The organism is Catenulispora rubra, assembly GCF_015356825.1.
In the GTDB taxonomy this organism is placed as follows: Bacteria; Actinomycetota; Actinomycetes; order Streptomycetales; family Catenulisporaceae; genus Catenulispora; species Catenulispora rubra.
Genome location: NZ_JAACYW010000081.1, coordinates 20,667 through 39,999, shown reverse-complemented (window position 1 = coordinate 39,999; position 19,333 = coordinate 20,667). Strand labels below are relative to the sequence as shown.

The window sequence follows — 19,333 nt, the reverse complement described above, 5'->3', positions numbered from 1 at the left end:
GGCTGGATGTGGCCGGGCTCGACGGGGGAGGGGTGAACCGGGGCGGCCAGACCGGTCGGGTTGGTCCGGTCGGTCCGGTCGGTCCGGTCGGTCCGGTCAGTTCGGACCAGGCCGCGGTTTCTGACACGGACGACCGCGCGACCCCCGCGTCGGCCCGGATCTTCACCAGCCCCCTGGCCCGCCGACTCGCGGCCGAGGCCGGACTCGACCTCGCCGCCATCGCCGGCACCGGGCCCGGCGGCCGCATCGTCCGACGGGACGTCACGGCGGCGATCGCCGCCGCGGTGCCTGCGCCCCGGGCCGCGGCAGAGCCGCAATCGGCCCCGCCGCCGACCACGACGGCCGGCTACAAAGACACCCCCCATACCCGTATGCGCCGCGCGATCGCGACCCGCCTGGCTGAGGGCAAGCAGACCATTCCCCACTTCTACGTCCGGGCCACGTGCCGCGTCGACAAGCTCCTCGCCCTCCGCGCCGAGCTCAACGCGGCAGGCCCGGACCGCGTCTCGGTCAACGACCTGATCCTCAAGTCCGCGGCGCGCGCCCACGTCCTCGTCCCCGCGGCCAACGCGATCTGGACCGAGGACGCGACCCGCGGCTTCGCCACCGCCGACCTCGCCGTGGCGATCGCCACCGAGACCGGTCTGGTCACTCCGGTGCTGCACGCCGTGGACCGGATGCCGATCAGCGTCGTCGCGGCACGGGTCCGGGACTTCGCCGACCGGGCCCGAGCCGGGACCCTGCGCCCGGACGAACTCGCCGGCGGAACGCTGACCGTCACCAATCTCGGCATGCACGGCACCGAGGAGTTCGCCGCCATCATCAATCCGCCGCAGTCGATGATCCTCGCGGTCGGCGCGGCCCGGCCCGAGCCGGTCGTCCAGGACGGCGTCGTCGCGGTCGCGACAGTATTGCGGGTGACGCTGTCCGCGGATCACCGCGTCATCGACGGCATCCTCGCCGCCGAGTGGCTGAAGGCCTTCGTCGGCGTGGTGGAGAACCCGGTGCGGGCGCTGCTGTGAGAGCCGGCGTTCCGCACCGCGGTTCCGTGCCCGGCCTTCGACCGACGATCAGATGGAGCCGGGCCATGTCACCGACGACGTCACCGATAACGTCACCGCAGCAGCCGGTCGGTCTCGGTCAGGTCGAACGCTGCGGGATCGAATTCGGAGGCGTCGTCCAGGCCGAGCCATTCCAGTCGTTCGGCGTGCTGCTCGTCTTCGGGGTCGGCGAGGATCTCGCACAGTGCCCCGTAGCCCCAGATCCCGCCGCAGTCCTCAGGTGGGGCGGCACGGCGGCCGCCGGTGCAGCGCGGGTAGGCGACGCCTTCGGCCGGAGCGGTGACGGACTCCGCGGTGATGACGTGCTCCCAGCTGTCGCCGAAGTCATAGGTGTAGGTCATCTTGCCGTTCTCGGCGAGGACCTGCTCCAGCGTCGCGGCCTGTTCCGGGCGGTAGCCGAGGTCGTGGTCGGCGATGCCGAACGTACCAAGATCTGTCTCGAAGCAGTGCATATGGTAGTTGTCCCAGCCGAATGCGATCTGCAGGAGACGGTGCAGCTCGGCCAAGGTCGTGTCGTCGGCGACCTCCAGCCGCCGCCAGATCGGGGGCCTGGCCCCGCGCAGGTCCACCCGCAGCCGATATACCGGCGCCGGGTCGTCGGACTTTTTGCGACGGGCGGGCAGCTCGACGGCGGCCGGCCGTGCCGGGTCGTACGGCGTGCGCGCCGACGCCCAATTCGCGTACGCCCCGGTAGCGAACAGCTCCCGTAGCACCGCAGGAGGTTCGGCCTCGTCGCCGTGTGGTGGCTTCGGCTTGCCGGAATCAGGCAGTTGCCCGATCCAGAACCGCAGCATCGCCTCCATCGCCCGCCACCCGGGACCGTCGCCGTCGGCGTTGGACAACTCCTCGAACATGTCGGCCACGTCATCGGCGTCAGCGGCGTCAGCGGCGTCATGCACGGCCCGAGCGTCCATCGCTGCCTCGGCCTGCCACCGCCACTCCGCCGCGTCGAGTGTCACCTCGGCCAGCGGCGCGCCGGTGCGCTGCCCAAGACTGCGCATCCGCGCCAGCACGTCTGCGAACGTGTCGCCTTCCACCACCCACACGTCTTCCAACGCGCCGCAGTTCTCGGGGTCGGCCGCCATCACCAGTCCCGCATCGGTGCCGGCCCGGGACAGGTGCCCGGCCAACAGCAACGTCGAACCGTCGGGATCTTCGTACGCGCGAAGGTCGCGGGCCGTCACAGGCGACCGCAGCGCTTCCACCCAGGCAGGCGGCTGGATCCCGGCCGCGGCCAGACGCCCGAGTTCGACCTCGGCCGCTTGCTCGATTCTGCCGCCACCCAGAGCGCCGATCGTGCACATGACCGCTGCCGCCTCCGGCGTGGCACGCTGTCGCAGCATCGGCAGCACGACCTGCGTCCAGCCATGAAGCGCGTCCTCGCCGACGCTGATCGACATCACCCCGAACAACGTCGAACACGCCGTCTCCATCGCATCGGCCCCGTCGAGACCGGAAAGGTCCGCGAGACCGGACGCGAACGTCCGGCGCAGCGCGGCAGTCCCTCCGTCGCACACGGCACATCGGCACCCCGGGACAACCGAAGCCGCGTCCTCCCGGCGGTGGGTGATCTTCAGAGAGCGGTTGGCTTTGCGACGGCTACCCATCGGTGAATTGTCCCACCCCGACCGAGCCCGCGACGGCATGGACGGCACAGATTCCGGACCGGCCGGACCTTCACCGCTTCTCGCTCGACCGGTAGAGCAGGCGCTCCGCCTCGCCGCCGTTGATCGCGGTTCGGGTGATCGACGGCTTGAGCGCCTGCCTCCACACCGAGCGCCTCATTGCGTGCCGCACCTCGCGGTTGGTGACCAGCGCCAGGTCGTTGGCACGAGCGAGCCGGCCGGTCAGGCGCTCGCGAGCGATCGTCGCGTAGGCGGTGCGGACGTGGCGGTTCTCCGGGCGGCGGCCGGATTCGACGGTGATGTTCCCGGCGTCCGTCACGAGGTAGCGCATCTCCTGGTCCTGCTGGACGATGGCCACCCAGCCCTCCTGGATCAGCGTCACCAAGCCCTCGGTGATCAGCCGGTTGTGTACCTTGAACGTGGCGCGTAGCTGATTGAGCCCGCAGCCGCCGTCCGGCGTCGTGTCGTGGGGCGCTCGGCGTGAGAGAGCAGGACGTTCATTCGGGGCGACTCGACGAGGAAGCCGAGGCCGTCACCGCTGAGGCGGGTATTGTTGCGGACCAGGCTGACAGCGATGATCTCCGCCTGGTTTCCCTGGAACGAGTCAACGGTGAAGAAGCCGTTGCGACTTTCGTCCACTGCGTCAAGCCTCGACCGCAGGGGTCCGGTGCCAGGTGCAGACCGGATGCTGCAAGGTGTTTCCGCGGCTCCGGGGTGTTCAGCTCCTTGAGGAGGTAGCCGACCTGCTGCGCGTATGGGGACAGGACCGCGATGTAAGTTGGTTGGTTCGGGTCGCCGCGCAGTCCATGCAGGAACCGTCCGAGAGCGCGCGCCTTAGCCGGGTTGCGGTATTTGGGCGTCGTGCTCTCCGTGGCGAGCGGGTCCTCACCGGCCCACGGCAGGTCGAGCCAGAGGATGGTTTGTCTTTGAGCACGGCCGGCGTAGTCAAGCCGTGCAGGATCTTGATGTCCGGTCGCTTGGTCTCAGGGTCCTGCGTGTGATGCTCCAAGCGTCCGTCATAGTATGTCTGCGAGACCAACTCGCCGATGTCCGGGTGCATTCGGCGCTGTCCCGTGAGCAGGCCTGCGTCTTGCTCATGGCGTGCGCACAGATGGTGAAGCTGTTGGAATAGCCGGAGCCACACTTTGCGCCTTCGTCATCGAGCACTCCACGCGCAAGGTCCACCTTCTCGGCATCACCCGGTACCCGACCGCCGCCTGGGCTACTCAGCTGGCCCGGGACTTCACCGCCGACATGGAAGCCGCCGAGCACCGCTTCAGCCACCTTGTCCGGGACCGCGACGCCAAGTTCACCGCCACGTTCGACGCAGTATTCAGCGCGACCGGCATCACCGCGCTCACAACCGCGCCGCAAACGCCGAAGATGAACGCCATTGCCGAACGGTTCGTCGGGTCCGTACTCCGTGAGTGCACCGACCGGATGCTCATCGCCAGCGAACGCCACCTTCGCGTCGTCCTCGACCAGCTTCTGACCATCGCAGGGCTGATGCGATGGCGAGTTCGGCGGATGGCTCGCGAGGCGCAGCTGTCGCCGATTGCTGATGACGACGTGCTGGGCCGTACCGCCCCTACAGCGCTGAGGGCATCGACGGCCCTTCTCGAACCTTCGCCCACGCGCCTGCCCCCGCACGTCCTCCAGGTCCTTCCGACACTCCCGAAGTCAGGCCAATCGTGGGTTCTCTCGCATAAGCGGACATAAGCGCGCCGGATCGCCGGACCATGCTCCGACCATCACCCCGACCCACGCTGGCGGACGACGGCGACACGAGCCCATTTCGACTCCAGGGAACAACATGCGGAGAATTCTCGGCTCCTCCCTCCTCGCCGGAGCGCTGGCCCTGCTGGCCGTGCCCTCCGTCGCGCGGGCCAGCCAGCCGCTTCCGGCCGACCAGGTCACGGCGGTCACGGTCATCCCGACCATCGAGCCGACGCCGGTGGCGGCCACCGACGGCCGGATCCACCTGGTCTACGAGCTGCTGATGGTCAACTACGCGCCCGACCCGGCGACCGTGGCGTCGGTCCAGGCGCTGGACGCCGACCACCCGTCGCGGGTGCTCCAGTCGCTCAGCGGGCCGACGGTCGCCTCTCACTTCAAGATCTCCCAGCTCGCCACCCCGATCACCGGCCCGGCCGTCATCGCCGCCGGCGAGCAGGCCATCGTCTGGATGGACGCCTCGGTCCCCCTGGGCAGCCCGGTCCCGGAGAAGATCATCCACCGTGTCCGGATCACCTTCGCCCAGCCCCAGGCCGGGGGACTCATCCCGGACGAAGTCACGGTGAAGGTCGGCCAGACCCCGGCTTCCGACCTCCCCACCCCGGTCATCGAGTCCCCGCTGGCCGGCCCGCGCTGGTTCGACGCGAACGGCTGCTGCTCGGAGGTCACAGCCCACCGCGGCGCGGTGAACCCTCTGGACGGCACCACGAACTTCCCCGAGCGCACCGCGATCGACTGGCTGAGGCTGGACGAACACGGCCGGCTCTTCGAGGGCCCCGCGACATCCCTGTCCAGCTACGCCTACTATGGCGCCCCGATCCACGCCGTAGCCGACGGCGAGATCGTCGCCGTGGTGGACGGACTTCCCGACCAGGTCCCGACCGAGGAACCCCCGCTGGGCCGGCTGCCCCTGAAGGACTTCGCCGGCAACCACATCATCGAGAAGTTCGTATACCAGCACCACACGTTCTACGCCGGCTACGCGCACATGAAGCCGGGCAGCCCGAGTTCGTTCGTCCACGTCGGGCAACACGTCCGCGCCGGCCAGCAGATCGGCAACCTCGGCAACTCGGGCAACTCCGGCGCCCCGCACCTGCACTTTCAGGTGATGGACCGTCCCTCGTTCCTGAGTGCCCAGGGCCTACCCTACGAGTTCGAGCAGTTCAAGCTTGCCGCCCTCGGCAAGGGCGACAGCTCGGTCGAGGCGGCACTCGACGGGGACGTCGTGCCGTTCCAGAGCGGATTCCGGCCGCAATGGCTGCACGGCCGACTGCCGCTGTACACAGATCTAGTGGACTTTCCCCCGGCGCATGAATGGGGGCATCAGCGCCGTGCTCCGGTGCACGTGCAGCCGCATGTGGTGAAGGGGAAGTAAAGCCGAGCTACTAGGGGCTTGCATCGGATGACAAATCCCGCGCGAGCCTCTTTTCACGCCGAGGTGAATCCTGTCCTGTTCAGAAAACTCGGCCAAGAGGCCTGACCTCGGGTGATTCCGTGTCATCATCGGGGTCTGTGGTCGTCGGTCTGCCTCGTGAATCTCCTGGCCTGGCTGGCGCTGCTGGCCCGTTCAAAGGCGTCGACGAACACCGAGACACTGGTGTTGCGCCAGGAGGTGGCCGTGCGGTGGCCGTGCTGTGCCGCGCGAACCCGAAGCCGAGGCTCGCCTGGACCGACCGGGCGGTGCTCGCGGCGCTGTCCAAGCTCCTGCCCAAGACACTGCGCGGCCACCGGTTCGCCACCCCGGGCACGCTGTTGCGTTGGCATCGGCGTCTGGTCGCGAACAAGTGGCGGCAGCCGAGGCCGCCGGTCCGGCCACCGATCAGCGACGAACTCGTCCAGCTGATCGTCACCATGGCACGGGAGGACCGGACCTGGGGCGCGGTGCGGATCCAGGCGAGCTGCGCGGGCTGGGACACCGCGTGGCCGCGGCCACGATCCGCAAGATCCTGCGCGCCTACCGGAACCCGCCACCGAAACGCTGCGACGACTCATAGAGCACGTTTTTGCGAACCCAGGTCGATTCTCTCCTGGCCACGGACTTCTTTCACATCCTTAGCGAACGCCACCTGCGCGTCGTTTTGGACCAGTACATCGCGCACTACAACGCTGGCCGCAGCCACCAAGGCGACGGAATGTGCCTGCGCGCCCCCGAACGTGGCCCTGTTCCCGGCCCATGCCGACCGGATCCGCCGACGACAAGTTCCCGGCACCACCATCCACGGCTACCGGCGCCCGTTCCGGCGACCAGCGCCGGAGGGTACGAGGGCGTCCGGAAGGGTGAGGTCCACTTCACCGGGAACATACTCAGGCCGGTTCAGGTTTGTTCACCAGCGCGGTCGTGTGCTGCGAGCGCGTCTACCGTGAGATCGTCGCGCAGATTTGAGCGATGTAGGACCCCGTCGATCCTGGAGAACGCATGAGTAGCCCCGATACGGTGATCGCCGCCCTGCGCAGCGAGTACGACCTCCTGGCCCAGCAGGTCGCGGTGTTCAGCGACGATGACCTGGCCGGGCCCTCGGCCGCGTCCGAGTGGGATATCTCGCAAGTCCTCAGCCACCTGGGCAGCGGCGCGGAGATCAACCGGGCGACGCTCCAAGCCGCGCTCGACGGTACGGCGCTCGGTGGCCGCGAGTTCAACGAGTCTGTCTGGGACCGGTGGAACGCCATGTCCGGCCGGGAGCGCGCCGACGGGTACGTCGTGGCGAACCGCGAGTTGACCGAGCTGTACGAATCGCTGGATGCCGATGCGCGTAAAAGCCTGAGGATCGATGTGGGCTTCCTGCCCGCGCCGATCGACGTGGCGACCGCCGGGCGCATGCGTCTCAATGAGGTGGCCATGCACTCTTGGGACATCCGTGTCGCCTCGGACGTGAACGCGACGCTTACGCCGCAAGCCGTCCGCGAGCTCCTGCACGGCGAGCCGGACCTCACCGCATGGATCAGCAAGCCCGAGCACCTCGACGGCGAGAGCCTGGTCCTCCACGTCACCACGAGCGAGCCGGAGTCGGACTTCGCCCTGAACTTGACCACCCCGGTGAGCACCGGCTTCGAGGTCGCTGACAAGTACGACGGCACGCTCACGCTGCCGGCCGAGGCGTGGCTGCGTCTCAAAGCCGGACGTCTCGCGCCGCGGCACACGCCGACCGGGATCGTCACCACCGGCGTCGCCGACCTCGACTTGCTGCGCAAGGTCTTCCCCGGGTACTAGGCCGATCGCGTCACCGGAGGCGGGGCGTTGTGGGTGCCGCACCCGCAGCTCTTGGCTAGAGAGTCCTTGTGCGCCGACAAGCCCACGACCGTCCTTCGGCCGTTGGCTTCGCAGTTTCAGACCAGTTGGCCGACAGTAGTGCTGACCAGCCATGATGGGCTGTCGCCAGCGGTATCCGGGGACAGCATTGTTCAGGCACTATGGGTGAAATTCTGGAATCGGGCCGCCGTTTGTCGTACCTGAACAACGAAAGTCCCAGCTCGCGACTGCGAGCTGGGACTTCACCACGTGCGCACAAACCTTCTGATCCGTAGCGCATCAGGTCAAGGGTTCGATACCAGACTCCGCATTACATCGTGCCGGATCGTGACGTTCTGGAAGGATTCCGTCTGGTCTTCGGTGTCGCATCGTGGCGTCGGGTATCGCATGGCACCGCGACGCCCGGTCCACGCACAGGCGGCAACGAGGCGTCGAGGGCGACGAACGTGGAGGGTTACCCGGTCGCGGACCAGCGGGCCAATAGTAAGGCTCACCTGCTCGCCAACTCCCTCGGCGGGTACGGGACCGACGCCCGGAACCTTGTCGCATTCTCGCGTACCGTCGACAGTGAAGCCATGAACGGCTTCGAGAAGGACATCCTCAGTAAGATCGGAGCGTTGGGTGCGTCGGACACGGTTGCCTACGAATCGGTGCCGAACTACCCAGGTCCCAACGACCCCGTGCCGACCTCGATCACGGTGAAGGCGGTTGGGCCCACGTTCAACTACACCTGCACCTTCATTGACGACCCGTCGGTGAACGTGGGCACCGGCACTTGTCCGTGACGTGACTTCTTACCTCGACCGGATCATGGAGACCATTGGGCGGCCGGAAAACCAGCCGCCGCCCGATTGGTCTCCGATCCACGACTGTCTCGGGCTGCGGCTCCCGCGCGCGTTCGTGGAGTTCACCGAGGCCTACGGATTCGCGCTGATCGGGTCGATAGAGCTTGCCCATCCCTCGCCGACCGCCGATGGCTTCCGTGACCTGCTTTCTTGTATCAAGGCTGGGAGCGACTACTTGGAACGTCGGCGGGCGGGACGGCAATGGGGGCCGCGGCCAAGCGTTCCCCACCCGATCCATCCGGAACCGGAAGGGCTGATCCGGTGGGGTCAATCGATCAACCGCGAGGCGTTCTTCTTCCTTGCGTGGCCCGCCCGGGAGCCCGATGAGTGGCCGATCCTGTGGTTGGACATGGTGGACGACGAGAACGCCTGGACCGAGTTCGAGCCGCCCTTCGACCGGTTCATGTACGACCTCGTCACGGGGGCGGTTCCGGAGCGTCTGCTCCGTGGCCGGACGTTCGACGACTACGAGCCGCTCTGCAACGGCCTCGACGGCCGTCCGGTCCATCGCCCCAGACCGCCGCAGCCGACGGACGGTCCATGACCCATCCGTGATGGACCGCGAGTGGTGCTCCACCACGCTCAACAACAGCGACATCGTGCCGCAGGTGCCCCCGGAGCCTGCGTTCCGTCATGTGGCGGCCCTGCGCTACATCGACTCCGACCGGAAGATCCGTGAGTCGCAGCCGCCGATGGCGGGCGCTTTCAACCGGGCCGCGGGGGTCACCCTGGCCGTTCTTGTCCCGCAGCGTCAACTCGCCACGGCAGGAAAGCGTCCGCGACCTGACTGGGCTGACCGCGCGATCATCGCGCTGCTGCTCGGTCCGGTACCCAAAACGCGCCGCGCTGGACTGTGTCTGTTCGTTACCCCGGACACGATCCTGCGCTGGCACCGCGACCTGCTGCGGCGCCGCTGGGCGAAGAGGTCCCGTCCGAAGAACGGTCGTCCAGCCGCGCACCGGAACATCAAATCCCTGGTGCTGCGCATGGCACGCCAGAATCCGGCGTGGGGTTACCGGCGGATTCTGGCGTGCTGGCAGGCCTCGGCATCGCCGTCGCCGCCCCCACCGTCTGGGAAATCTCAAAGACGCCGGCGTCGACCCGGCGCCACGACACGGCTCGGTGACTTGGGCGAGCTTCCTGCGGTCCCAGACCGAAGGAATCATTTCCGCCGACTTCTTCACCGCCGACCTCCTGGACGCTACGAAGGTCTACGTCCTGGCCGTCATCGAACATGCCACCCGCCGAATCCGCATCCTCGGCAGCACGCTCCATCCGACCGGCGAGTGGACCACGCAGATGGCCGAAACATGCTCATGGACCTCGACGACGCCGCTGCCACAGTGAAGTTCCTGATCCGCGATCGTGGTTCCAACTTCACCGAAGCCTTCGACGCGATCCTGGCGGACGCTGGCATCCGTACTGTGCTGTGCAACGTGCGAACACCACGTATGAACGCGGCAAATGGAGCGTTGGGTCGGATCCGTCCGCCGCGAACTTTTGAACCGCACCCTGATATGGAACCAAGAACACCTGCGCCGAATCCTGCGTGAGTCCGAGGCCCATCACAACAATCACCGGCCCCATATGGGACTGTCTGCAGCCGCGCCGCGCAAAACGCTACCGCCGAACGTCACCGACCTCGACGACTTCCGGGCCCGCCGAACCCGCCGCGCAGGAGGCGTCATCAACGAATACCGGCCAGCGGCCTGACCGGCACGGATGAGCTTTTCGGCAAGGACAACCCCGAGGTCCAGTCGTCTCACCGGGTCGCCACCGGCTCGGCCGGCCGCTTGCTGGTCGAAGCCTCCTACCGCGCCGACCTGTTGGTGACCGGCGCCCGCCGGCACGGCGAAGGGCACCACGGGATGCAGATCGGACCCGTGACCCAGACGCTGCTGCAGCACTCTGACTGCCCGGTCGCGGTGGTGGCGTTGGCGTGAGGGACGGTGTCAACCGACCGGCCACCCGATCAGTGCGGCGCCGGGCGCCCTGGGCGCTGACGCCGCTGTGCCGGGCCGCGAGCGCCGATCGCCGAACCGGCGATGGCGCCGATCAAGGTTGGGGCCGCGCCGGTGCAGAAGGCCTGAACCCGCTGGTCGGCGCGCAGCCGGTCGAGTGCGAGGCGCCGCGCCATCTCACGGGCGGACCGGCGACGATCTCGGGCCGTCGGCGCGTGACAGGTCGGCTCAGACGTGCGGAACGATGGGCTGGCGCTCAGTTTGCGGCGCCGGATTCTCGTTCGGCGGCGGCGTACCGTCGGCCGACTGCTGCAACGAGCTCGGCATAGGTGTCGGCGGCGGTACGGATTCGGTGGCGGGCCGTGACAGCCGTCACCGCGCCGGCGACGACGGCGGGCCACCACCAGATGACGAGCACCGCGTAGAGCACGGCCCAACCGCCGAGCGTCGTGGCACGGGTCAAAGCCGTACGCGCCTCGGTGATGTCCTTGCGAGCGGCGTCTTCAAGGCCGATCCAAAGCGTCGGCCAGTCTTGCGGCAGGTCGACACCCGGCTCGGCGCGCAACTGCTCATCCATGGCGTGCATCCGGTCGCCGCTCCAGGTCGGGCGGTCAGGCTGGATCCGCGCGACGGCTATGACTCTGCGGAAGGCGGCACGGCGCTTGTCGGGGTCAGCGTACTGCCCTCGGGTTCGCGCCTCTGCGGCCTCCTCGCGCGCCGACTGGTAATCCGCCGAAGCCTTGGTCCACTTGGTCCGACGGGCGCCGACCCGCCACTTGGCGAGGTTTCGCAATGGCACCGGCCAGGCACGCCAGTTCGCCGCCAAACTGAGTGATTCGACGGCCCAACCCAGCGCCTGCGCTGCCAATCCGGTCGCGGCTGAGCCGGCCAGGACCGCGCCGAGCAGCACGATCTGCCCACCTGTGGTGACCGCGGCGGGCGCCTTGGCCCACACCCCGACCTGGTGGACGAGACCTCTCAGGCTCAGGCTGCGAGTGACGCCTTGGCCGAGGGCGGCAGCGGTCGCGGCGGCTGCCAGGTACAGCACGCCGGGCAGCACAAGCAGGGTGAGCCAGCGCTCGGCCAGCTTTTTACTCAGAGTGCTGATGAAGTCGGTCATGACTAGAGCCGGTCCTTGCGCAGCGGAAGGTGCGCGATGTCGCAGCGTTCCGAGGCGCCGGCCGGGTGGAACGCGTAGCGGGGGCAGCGGGCCTTCGGGCACACATAGACGGTCTCGTCAGTCGCGGGCGGCCGCGCGGGATCGACGCCTACCGGATGCGGGCCGCGCGGTTCAGGGTCGATCCGCCCGTCGAGGCCGAGCTGGTCATTGGCCTCGATCAGTGCCTGGTGAATCGCCTCGAGTGCCGGTTCGCAGGGCTGGTCCTCGGCCAGAGCGACGGCCAGGCTCCGAAGCAGCACTGACTCGTCCTGTTCCGCACCGGCGATGTGGATCAGTTCCGCGCTCAGTTCGGTGTGATGTGTGCACACGTACTCGAGGCGCGCGCGGGTGCGTTCCGATGGTTCGGCAGCCGAATCCGTCGGCTGCGCCGCACCGGGTGTCGTCGGCAGGGCCTCAACCGGTTCGGCATTACCTTGGTCTGCCACCAGCTTCTCGATTCCGTCGGGTGTGGGGCGGTCGGCTGTGACGCGGCCATCCATGTTCTTCGCCCTATCCGCGAGCCGTACCGAGAGTCCGGAATCTGCGGAACTAAGCTGGCCGCTGGGCGTGGTGCGATTTTGTGGCAGGCTATACGAGATTGGGGGCTCAGCGGTGGAAAGTGAAGCACGGGAGCTTTTCACCGCGGTTCGGCGGAGCCTGCGCGGCATGGCGGAACCTGGCAGTGCGGCTGCGGCGCTCGAGCCAGCGGTGGTCGACGCCATGGAAGCGCTCGCGGCCGTCATCGCCGCCCGGGACGACGGGGGCGCGGCCGCACTCGAAGCACGGACCCTGCTCGGCTGGCTGCACTGGTACCGCTACGTCGCGATCGGCGGCGAGCTGACAGGCGGGAAGTCAGCGGCCGGACATCGGAAAGCAGCAATCGAGATGTTCCTTCCCATATTCGTCAGCCCCGCGACTATTTCCGAACCGCTGGCGGCCGCCGGATCCGGGGTGGCCGGAAGCCTGCTCACCGAGTTTCCAGAGCAGTTGCTCCCAGAACTCGCCACTGCGGCCGTGGAGATCGGCACTCGCCTGCTTTCGGACGCTGTAGAAACACAGGATGCTGACGAGTCCGTCGTGGCCGTCCGGTTGTGGCGGCGAATCGTTACCGCCACACCCGTCGACGACGCGGAACGCGCTGGGAGCCTTGCGAATCTGGGCGTAGCCCTCCAGCAGCAGTACGCGCACTCCGACGCGACCGCAGACTTGGACGAAGCGATCCAGATCGGCCGCGAGGCTGCGGCCGCGTGCCCAGACGACGATGCCAACCGTGCGAGAATCCTCGCGAATCTGGCCCACGGCTTGGAGTCACGCTTCAGACGCTTCGAACGCACATCCGACGTGGATGAAGAAGTGCGCGTACGCGCCGCCGCAGTCGATGCGATCGAGGCGGACGATCCGGAACGTGCGATGTTCGTCTCGGACCTGGCCACCGCTTTTCATGCCCGCTTCGAGCACGCGGAGGCGCCCGCTGACCTGGACGAGGCAATCAGGATCAACCGCTGTGCCCTGGAGGCAGCCCTGGACGATGATCCTGAGCGGGTGTTGTTCCTGTCGAACCTGGCTGCGATGCTCCGCATTCGCTTTGCGCGCCGCGACGAGGCTGCGGATTTGGACGAGGCCATCCGGGCTGCACGCGACACGACGGCAGCGGCAGGTCCCCACGACCCGGATCGCGCGCTTCCTGTCGGGTCTGGCCGTCGACTTGAACTCCCGCTACGAGCGCACAGGTTCGACCGCTGATCTGGACGAAGCCGTGCGGGTGTGCCGGGTGGCCGCGGCCGCGACTGCCACGCGCGACCCCAAGCGCGCTGGGCGCCTGTCCGATCTGGGTGTCTTCCTCCTGACGCGCTTCGAGAACTCGGGCGCGGTGGAAGATCTGGCCGGGGCGGTGCGGGCTTGCCGCGCAGCGGTGGCCGCGACGGCGCCCGACGATCCCGACCGAGGTGCGCATCTGTCCAATCTCGGGATCACGGTGCGGACCAGGTTCGAGCGCAAGAAGGCACTTCGAGACGCGCACGAAGCGGTACGGATCTGCCGCGCAGCGGTGGACGCCACGGCGCTCACCGACCCGGACCGGCCTGAACGTCTGGCGAACCTCGCCGTCGCACTCGAGGTCCGCTTCGATCGCACACACAGGGCTGGGGACGGCGCCGAGGCGGTCGAAGTAGGGCGCGCCGCCGTGAACGCGGCCCGACAGGACCATCCCGACCGTAGCGCCATGTTGTCGAATCTCGGAATCGCACTACGCACCCGCTTCGAGCTCTACGGCGACCCGGCAGATCTGGACCAGGCGGTGAAGCTCGGCCGCGACTCAATCGCCGCGCTGCCGGCCGACCATCCTGACCGTGCCGGGCGCTCAGGCAACCTCGCCAGCGCCCTTCGCGCGCGTTTCGAGCAGTCGAACGGGCATGCTGGCCACGGCTCGGGTCCGGATCGGGACCGCGATGAGGCGATGGCCCAGTATCTGTCCGCCGTTCACGCAGTCTCAGCCCCGCCAAGCATCCGCATCCAGGCGGCGCAGGAGGCCGTCGCGCTCGGCTCAGCGCGCGGCGCCGTCGACCTCGCCGTCGACCTCGTCGACGCCCTCGAGACCGCTGTCGGCCTGCTGCCGGCCGTGGCCGCCCGCCACCTGACGCGCTCGGATCAGCAGTACGCCCTGGAAAGCCTTGCCGGTCTCGCCTCGGACGCTGCCGCACTGGCGCTGGAGGACACCCGCCGCCCCGAACCGCAACGCGCGCCCCGGGCCTTGCAGCTGCTTGAGGCGGGCCGCGCGGTGATCCTCAGCGTCGCCTTGGAAACCCGCAGCGACCTGACCGACCTGCGGCGCGAGCATCCAGCGTTCGCCGAACAGTACGCACGGCTGTGCGAGCTCATCAACCGGCCGCCCGCTCGCGTGCGGCAGGGCGCCACCCGCCCTACCGACCCGCGTGCCGCCAGCCGCGCGCTTGACGAGCTGCTCGCACAGATCCGCGCTCAGCCGGGCTTCACCGGCTTCGGCCGCCTTCCCGCACAGGAGGAACTGCTGGCCGAGGCGGCCGACGGCCCAGTGGTGACCTTCAACGTGAACAGCCGACGCAGCGATGCGCTCCTCCTGCGCAGTACGGGAATCACGGCCGTCGAGTTGCCCGGCTTCGATCCCACCACCCTTCATGCCAAGATCGAGATCTTCTATCAGGCCCTGAGGACCGCAGCGGACCCCGCGGCCGGATTCTTTGGGCGGATCAGGGCCCAGGCCGTGGTGCGCGAGGTCCTGGGCTGGCTCTGGGAGGTTGCGGCCGAGCCGGCCCTCCGGGCTTTGGGAATCTGCGAAGTGCCGGTGGAAGGCGAGTGGCCGCGGGTGTGGTGGGCGACCGGCGGGTTGCTCGGACTGCTGCCGATGCACGCCGCATCCCCGCACGAGGCCGATGATCGTGGCGCTGTCGCGGCGGTCACCAGCTCCAGCCCTGACTCCGGCTCCGGTAACGCCGTCATCGACCTCGCGATCTCCTCGTACACCCCGACCATCCGCGCGCTGACTCATGCGCGCCGTCGAGCAGCCGCCACCACCGAGGCCTGGCACGACAGATCCCTCATTGTCGCCATGCCGACGACCCCCGGTCTGTCGCCGCTCCGCTCCGCAGCGGCGGAGGCGGCCCTGCTCGCTGGGCGCCTCCCCGAGCCGACACTACTGACGGGCATCCCGATCGGCACAGAGTTCGGCGGCCACAACGCCGAGGAGACACAGGATATTGCGAAGCCATGTCCACAGCGCCCCACGCACGCAGCTGTGTCGCGGCAGCTGCCGTACTGCTCCCTCGTACACTTCGCCTGCCACGCCGAGCACGATCCCGTGGACCCCTCCCGGACCCGCCTGCTGCTGCAAGACCACGCCACGAGGCCGCTGAACATCGCGAGCCTGGCCAGCATTCGCCTCGAACGCGCCCGGCTGGCGTACCTCTCTGCCTGCCATACCGCCTTCCCCGGTGACGGAAATCTCGCCGACGAGGCGATCCACCTGGCCGGCGCCTTCCAACTGGCCGGATTCCCGCACGTCATCGCCACTCTGTGGGAACTTCTCGGCTCGACACCAGTCGATCTGGCTGCCGAGTTCTATACCTGTTTGGAGGACGGCGACGGAAGCGAGAATGCCAGGTTCGACACCACACGTTCGGCTGAATCGCTTCACTACGCCGTGCGCGCTCTTCGGGATCGGCCTGGCATGCGCGCACTCCCTTCAGTGTGGGCCGCCTATATTCACGCAGGCGCCTGAGCTCGTGATGGCCTTCGACGACCTTGGTGAGTGCTGTCTGCGAGCGTTCTGATTGGAGTCCGCGCGGCTTGCCCGCACCTGTCATCACTCACGCGGCGATGCGGCAGACCCACCGCGTGGGCGCCGTCGCCCCCGCGATGGGCTGATCGCAGGCCTGTCCCGGCTCAGCGCTCACCCTTTTCCAACGCCTGAGGGACTCTGTTGTCTGATGTGATGGTTGGCGGGATGCTGTCGGGGAGGTCGTCGGTTACGGGGATGAAGGAGTCTTCCCGTGTCGATGCGTCCGCTTCCGGTTCCCCAAATTCCTGTTGAGACCGTGGTGGTGGCCCGGGCTGCGTTCCCGGATGGTTGTCTGGCGATCCGGCTGCGGGACGAGCTGGGCCCGGTGTTCCAGAACGCTGATTTCGTGGCCGCGTTGGCTAACCGGGGTGGCCCCTCGACGTCGCCGGGGATGCTGGCGCTGGTCAGTGTGCTGCAGTTCGCCGAGCGGTTGACCGATCGACAAGCCGCGGATGCGGTGCGTGGCCGGATCGACTGGAAGTTTGCCCTCGGGCTGGCGTTGGCCGATCCCGGGTTCGATTTCACGGTGCTGTCGCAGTTCCGTGACCGGCTGATCGCCGCCGGGATGGAATAGAGGATCCTGGACTTGGTTCTTCAACGATGCGATGAGCTTGGGCTGCTGCGGACCGGCGGCCGGGTCCGTACCGACGCCACCCATGTGCTGGCCTGTATCCGAGACTTGAACAGGCTGGAGTTCGTGACCGAGACGATGCGCTGCGCGCTGGAGGCCTTGGCGGCCGCAGCACCGCAGTGGCTGGTGGCCGCCGGGGCGGTCAGCCCTGAGTGGGTGCGCCGCTACGGCAAGCGCGCTGATTCCTACCGGCTGCCCAAGGGCGAGGCCGAGCGGGCCGCGTTCGCCGTGCAGGTCGGCGCCGACGGCTACCGGCTGCTGGACCTTGCCGGCGATGGCTGTGCGCCGACGTGGCTGGCGACCGTCCCGGCGGTTGCGGTACTTCGACAGGTGTGGGACCAGCAGTACTGCCGGGATGGAAAGCAGGCCGCGTGGCGGGACAAGAAGGACCTGCCTCCCGGCACCGACCGGCTGGTCAGCCCTCATGACTGCGATGCCCGCTGCGGGGTGAAGCGCACCACCGTCTGGGACGGCTACAAGACTCACTACACCGAAGCCTGCGACGATGACGCGCCACACCTGATCACCGCCGTGGACACCGTTCCCGCGCCGATCGACGACTCCCGCCGGATTCCTGGCCTGCACGCTCAGCTCACCGCGGCCGGCCGGACCCCGGCCGAGCATTTCGTCGACGCCGGCTACACCAGCGCGCTGCTCATCGTGGAAGCCGCAGAGCAAGGGATCGACCTGGTCGGCCCGGTCCCAGCCGCCGGCGGCCGCCAGGCCCACGCCGGCAACGGCTACGCCCTGGCCGACTTCCACATCGACTGGGACCAACAGCAGCTCACCTGCCCGCAAGGCAAGACCAGCACCCGCTGGATCGACACGAGAATCGACGGACAGCCCCGGATCCACGTCGACTTCTACGGCGTCGGCTGCCTGACCTGCCCGGCCGGCGGCCTGCACCACCGCCGCCTTCCGCGGCCTGACACTGCACCCGCGCGAACAGCACGAAACACTCGTCCAACGCCGCACAGAACAGCAAACCCCTGCCTGGCTCGACCGCTACGCCACCCGGGCCGGCGTCGAGGGCACCATCTCCCAGGCTGTGCGCCACTGCAACGCCCGACGGTCCCGCTACCGCGGCCTGCCCAAGATCCGACTGGAACAAGTCCTGATCGCGTCCGCCGTCAACCTCGTCAGACTCGACGCCTGGTGGACAGGCACCCCACTCGGAGCAACCCGGATCAGCCACTACACCCGACTCGAACTCGCCCTCACCGCATAAAACACCGAAACCAGATCACATCAAGCAACAGAGTCCTGCAGGCATCGTGCACGAATACCAACACGCCGCCTAACCAGCTTGGACGACATTATCGCCAGGCGCAGTCTCCGGGTAATCCCTGAACGGCTCATGCCCGGCGAGCGAATAATCACAAAGCATTGATATCTCGCTAAGGGTATAAGCCGAAGCCGCGCTCACTTGCCGCAGGCGCAGCAGAAACGATGAGACCTTCGGTCGAGAAGGTTGCGCAAAGTAATCACGCCAGGCGCCCGCCAGCCCGTGACAAGTATGTCAGAACCACGCTACAGTCGCGTCCCGTGCGTGGTCGGCGGGTCCGCCGGGCGCCAACGGTCAAAGTTCGGGTGGGATCTCCAATGCGGGCTGGCATCTGGGGATCTCGATCACGCTTGCAGAACAATGAGGAGTAGGTCCGCGTTCCGGAAATGCGCGCCGCACTGCCAGCGCGCGTTCATCCGGTGATCCGAGGCATCGCTTTCGTCTGCCGCGATTCACGTTCTCTGGCCGGAGTCTTTGGCCGGCTATTGCGGAACCATTCCTCATTCTGAAGCTGCAGAAGTAGGGGGAAAGCATACTGTGTCCTCGCTGAGTGGGGCAGACCCAGGTGCGCTTGAGATACAGGCCCAGCGCATGGTGACGGCCGCGGAGCAGTTCGAGACCATCCGGAACGAGGTCACGACCCTGCTCTCCCGCCTGTACTGGGAGGGCGGCCACGCCGACGAGTTTCGGCACTACTGGGACACCGTTCTGACAGATCGGCTGCTCCAGGTCGAGGAGTGGCTCCGCGGGTCCGGCTTCATCCTGCGGATCAACGCAGCGCAGCAGCGGCAGGCCAGTGAAGGCTTCGCGGGCGGGGTCGGCGGCAGTGGCAACGGTGTGGCCTGGGACCATGGCATCGACAACCTCCTGAAGGGCACCGGTGCCGCGCTGTTCCCCTTCACCTTTCCGCCGGCGTTGGCGAATCTGGCGCCCGAGACGGCCGAGACTCTCCGCGCGGGGAGCCTCCGCATGGCGCAGTATCTGGCCGGTGCGGCCACGCCGGACGAACTCGAGGCCGTCGACAACGGCATAAAGAACCTCACTCACTGGCACGTCGAACAGGGACTCGGTGCCGTCGGCCTGGCCTTCAACTTCGGCTCGCTGTGGATGAGCGGAGCCCCGACCACCGGACCCGAACGTTACGTGACCGCCGACCACGAAGTAGGTGCCGTCCTCGACGCGGCAAGCGTTCTGACCCTTCTGAGCGCTGTCCCCGAGCCGCTGGAGCCTGTCATCGCCGCGGTCACCGTCACCTACGACGTCGCCAGTATCGTCGATCCCCACCTTGGTCAGCAGGTCGTCGACGGCGTTCACCGAGTCGCCACCGACGTCGTCGACTCCGCGGCTTTCGTCGTGGAATCCGACGTCCATGCCGTGCAAGCCGTGGATCGGATCGTCAGCCACGGCGTCAGCTCGGTCCTCGGCCGCATCCACCTGTGAACGCGTAATCCCCGCCCCGCGCCCCCATCTCGA

General features: G+C 67.9%; 19 protein-coding genes and 1 pseudogene. 14 read left to right on the top strand and 6 right to left on the bottom strand.

Translation table 11 applies throughout. The features are described 5' to 3' along the window. Positions 1–1,022: 2-oxo acid dehydrogenase subunit E2 (locus GWK61_RS22705; protein WP_194911133.1), on the top strand; the 1,022-nt coding region annotated here is incomplete at its 5' end. Between the two features lie 92 nt (positions 1,023–1,114). Here GWK61_RS22705 and GWK61_RS59685 read toward each other — a convergent pair. The 4 genes from GWK61_RS59685 to GWK61_RS60880 form a co-directional block, all read right to left on the bottom strand. After that, positions 1,115–2,578, bottom strand: a complete 1,464-nt coding sequence (locus GWK61_RS59685) for a plasmid pRiA4b ORF-3 family protein (RefSeq protein WP_194911132.1) — start codon at positions 2,576–2,578, stop codon at positions 1,115–1,117. Positions 2,579–2,738: 160 nt separating this feature from the next. Beyond that, complete coding sequence (locus GWK61_RS22695) at positions 2,739–3,068, bottom strand: hypothetical protein (protein ID WP_194911131.1); 330 nt, start codon at positions 3,066–3,068, stop codon at positions 2,739–2,741. Positions 3,069–3,082: 14 nt separating this feature from the next. Continuing rightward, positions 3,083–3,325: an AAA domain-containing protein gene (locus GWK61_RS60885; protein ID WP_194911130.1), complete on the bottom strand. Its 243-nt coding sequence runs from the start codon at positions 3,323–3,325 to the stop codon at positions 3,083–3,085. A gap of 79 nt (positions 3,326–3,404) precedes the next feature. Further along, positions 3,405–3,830 (bottom strand): AAA domain-containing protein, encoded by a 426-nt coding sequence (locus GWK61_RS60880; RefSeq protein ID WP_194911129.1) that lies wholly within the window; start codon positions 3,828–3,830, stop codon positions 3,405–3,407. 110 nt (positions 3,831–3,940) lie between these two features. On the opposite strand from GWK61_RS60880, the gene GWK61_RS22680 reads away from it, so the two are divergent. The 9 genes from GWK61_RS22680 (at position 3,941) to GWK61_RS22650 (ending at position 10,455) form a co-directional block, all read left to right on the top strand. Continuing rightward, entirely contained in the window at positions 3,941–4,405 is a 465-nt protein-coding gene (locus GWK61_RS22680) for an integrase core domain-containing protein (RefSeq protein WP_194911128.1), read from the top strand. Between the two features lie 94 nt (positions 4,406–4,499). After that, on the top strand, positions 4,500–5,795 hold the full coding sequence (locus GWK61_RS22675; protein WP_194911127.1) for a M23 family metallopeptidase: 1,296 nt from the start codon (positions 4,500–4,502) through the stop codon (positions 5,793–5,795). A 1,041-nt stretch (positions 5,796–6,836) separates the two neighbouring features. Further along, positions 6,837–7,628: a maleylpyruvate isomerase family mycothiol-dependent enzyme gene (locus GWK61_RS22670; protein ID WP_194911126.1), complete on the top strand. Its 792-nt coding sequence runs from the start codon at positions 6,837–6,839 to the stop codon at positions 7,626–7,628. A 356-nt stretch (positions 7,629–7,984) separates the two neighbouring features. Further along, entirely contained in the window at positions 7,985–8,452 is a 468-nt protein-coding gene (locus GWK61_RS22665; protein WP_194911124.1) for a DNA/RNA non-specific endonuclease, read from the top strand. Between the two features lies 1 nt (position 8,453). Beyond that, on the top strand, positions 8,454–9,056 hold the full coding sequence (locus GWK61_RS22660) for a hypothetical protein (protein ID WP_194911123.1): 603 nt from the start codon (positions 8,454–8,456) through the stop codon (positions 9,054–9,056). Between the two features lie 578 nt (positions 9,057–9,634). Beyond that, positions 9,635–9,859 (top strand): hypothetical protein, encoded by a 225-nt coding sequence (locus tag GWK61_RS56760; RefSeq protein ID WP_228562765.1) that lies wholly within the window; start codon positions 9,635–9,637, stop codon positions 9,857–9,859. Next, complete coding sequence (locus GWK61_RS56755) at positions 9,829–10,065, top strand: hypothetical protein (RefSeq protein WP_228562764.1); 237 nt, start codon at positions 9,829–9,831, stop codon at positions 10,063–10,065. Before GWK61_RS56760 ends, GWK61_RS56755 begins: the two co-directional genes overlap by 31 nt. Then, on the top strand, positions 9,977–10,225 hold the full coding sequence (locus GWK61_RS60875) for an integrase core domain-containing protein (protein WP_369125601.1): 249 nt from the start codon (positions 9,977–9,979) through the stop codon (positions 10,223–10,225). Before GWK61_RS56755 ends, GWK61_RS60875 begins: the two co-directional genes overlap by 89 nt. Then, positions 10,207–10,455, top strand: coding sequence for a universal stress protein (locus tag GWK61_RS22650; RefSeq protein ID WP_194911134.1), 249 nt, complete (start codon positions 10,207–10,209; stop codon positions 10,453–10,455). Before GWK61_RS60875 ends, GWK61_RS22650 begins: the two co-directional genes overlap by 19 nt. A 274-nt stretch (positions 10,456–10,729) precedes the next feature. On the opposite strand, the gene GWK61_RS22645 is transcribed toward GWK61_RS22650, so the two are convergent. After that, a complete protein-coding gene (locus GWK61_RS22645) occupies positions 10,730–11,593 on the bottom strand; it encodes a hypothetical protein (RefSeq protein ID WP_194911122.1) in 864 nt (287 codons plus the stop codon). Positions 11,594–11,595: 2 nt separating this feature from the next. After that, positions 11,596–12,132 carry a hypothetical protein gene (locus tag GWK61_RS22640; RefSeq protein WP_194911121.1) on the bottom strand — a complete coding sequence of 179 codons (537 nt, stop codon included), beginning with the start codon at positions 12,130–12,132 and terminating at the stop codon, positions 11,596–11,598. A 166-nt stretch (positions 12,133–12,298) separates the two neighbouring features. On the opposite strand from GWK61_RS22640, the gene GWK61_RS22635 reads away from it, so the two are divergent. From GWK61_RS22635 to GWK61_RS22620, 4 genes and pseudogenes are all read left to right on the top strand, one after another. After that, on the top strand, positions 12,299–13,375 hold the full coding sequence (locus GWK61_RS22635) for a tetratricopeptide repeat protein (protein WP_194911120.1): 1,077 nt from the start codon (positions 12,299–12,301) through the stop codon (positions 13,373–13,375). Beyond that, positions 13,338–15,884 (top strand): CHAT domain-containing protein, encoded by a 2,547-nt coding sequence (locus GWK61_RS22630; protein WP_194911119.1) that lies wholly within the window; start codon positions 13,338–13,340, stop codon positions 15,882–15,884. The genes GWK61_RS22635 and GWK61_RS22630 overlap by 38 nt, the downstream gene beginning before the upstream one ends. A 271-nt stretch (positions 15,885–16,155) precedes the next feature. Beyond that, positions 16,156–17,803 (top strand): annotated as a pseudogene (locus GWK61_RS22625) (IS1182 family transposase). A 648-nt stretch (positions 17,804–18,451) separates the two neighbouring features. Beyond that, positions 18,452–19,300, top strand: coding sequence for a hypothetical protein (locus GWK61_RS22620; RefSeq protein WP_194911118.1), 849 nt, complete (start codon positions 18,452–18,454; stop codon positions 19,298–19,300). Positions 19,301–19,333 lie beyond the last annotated feature (33 nt).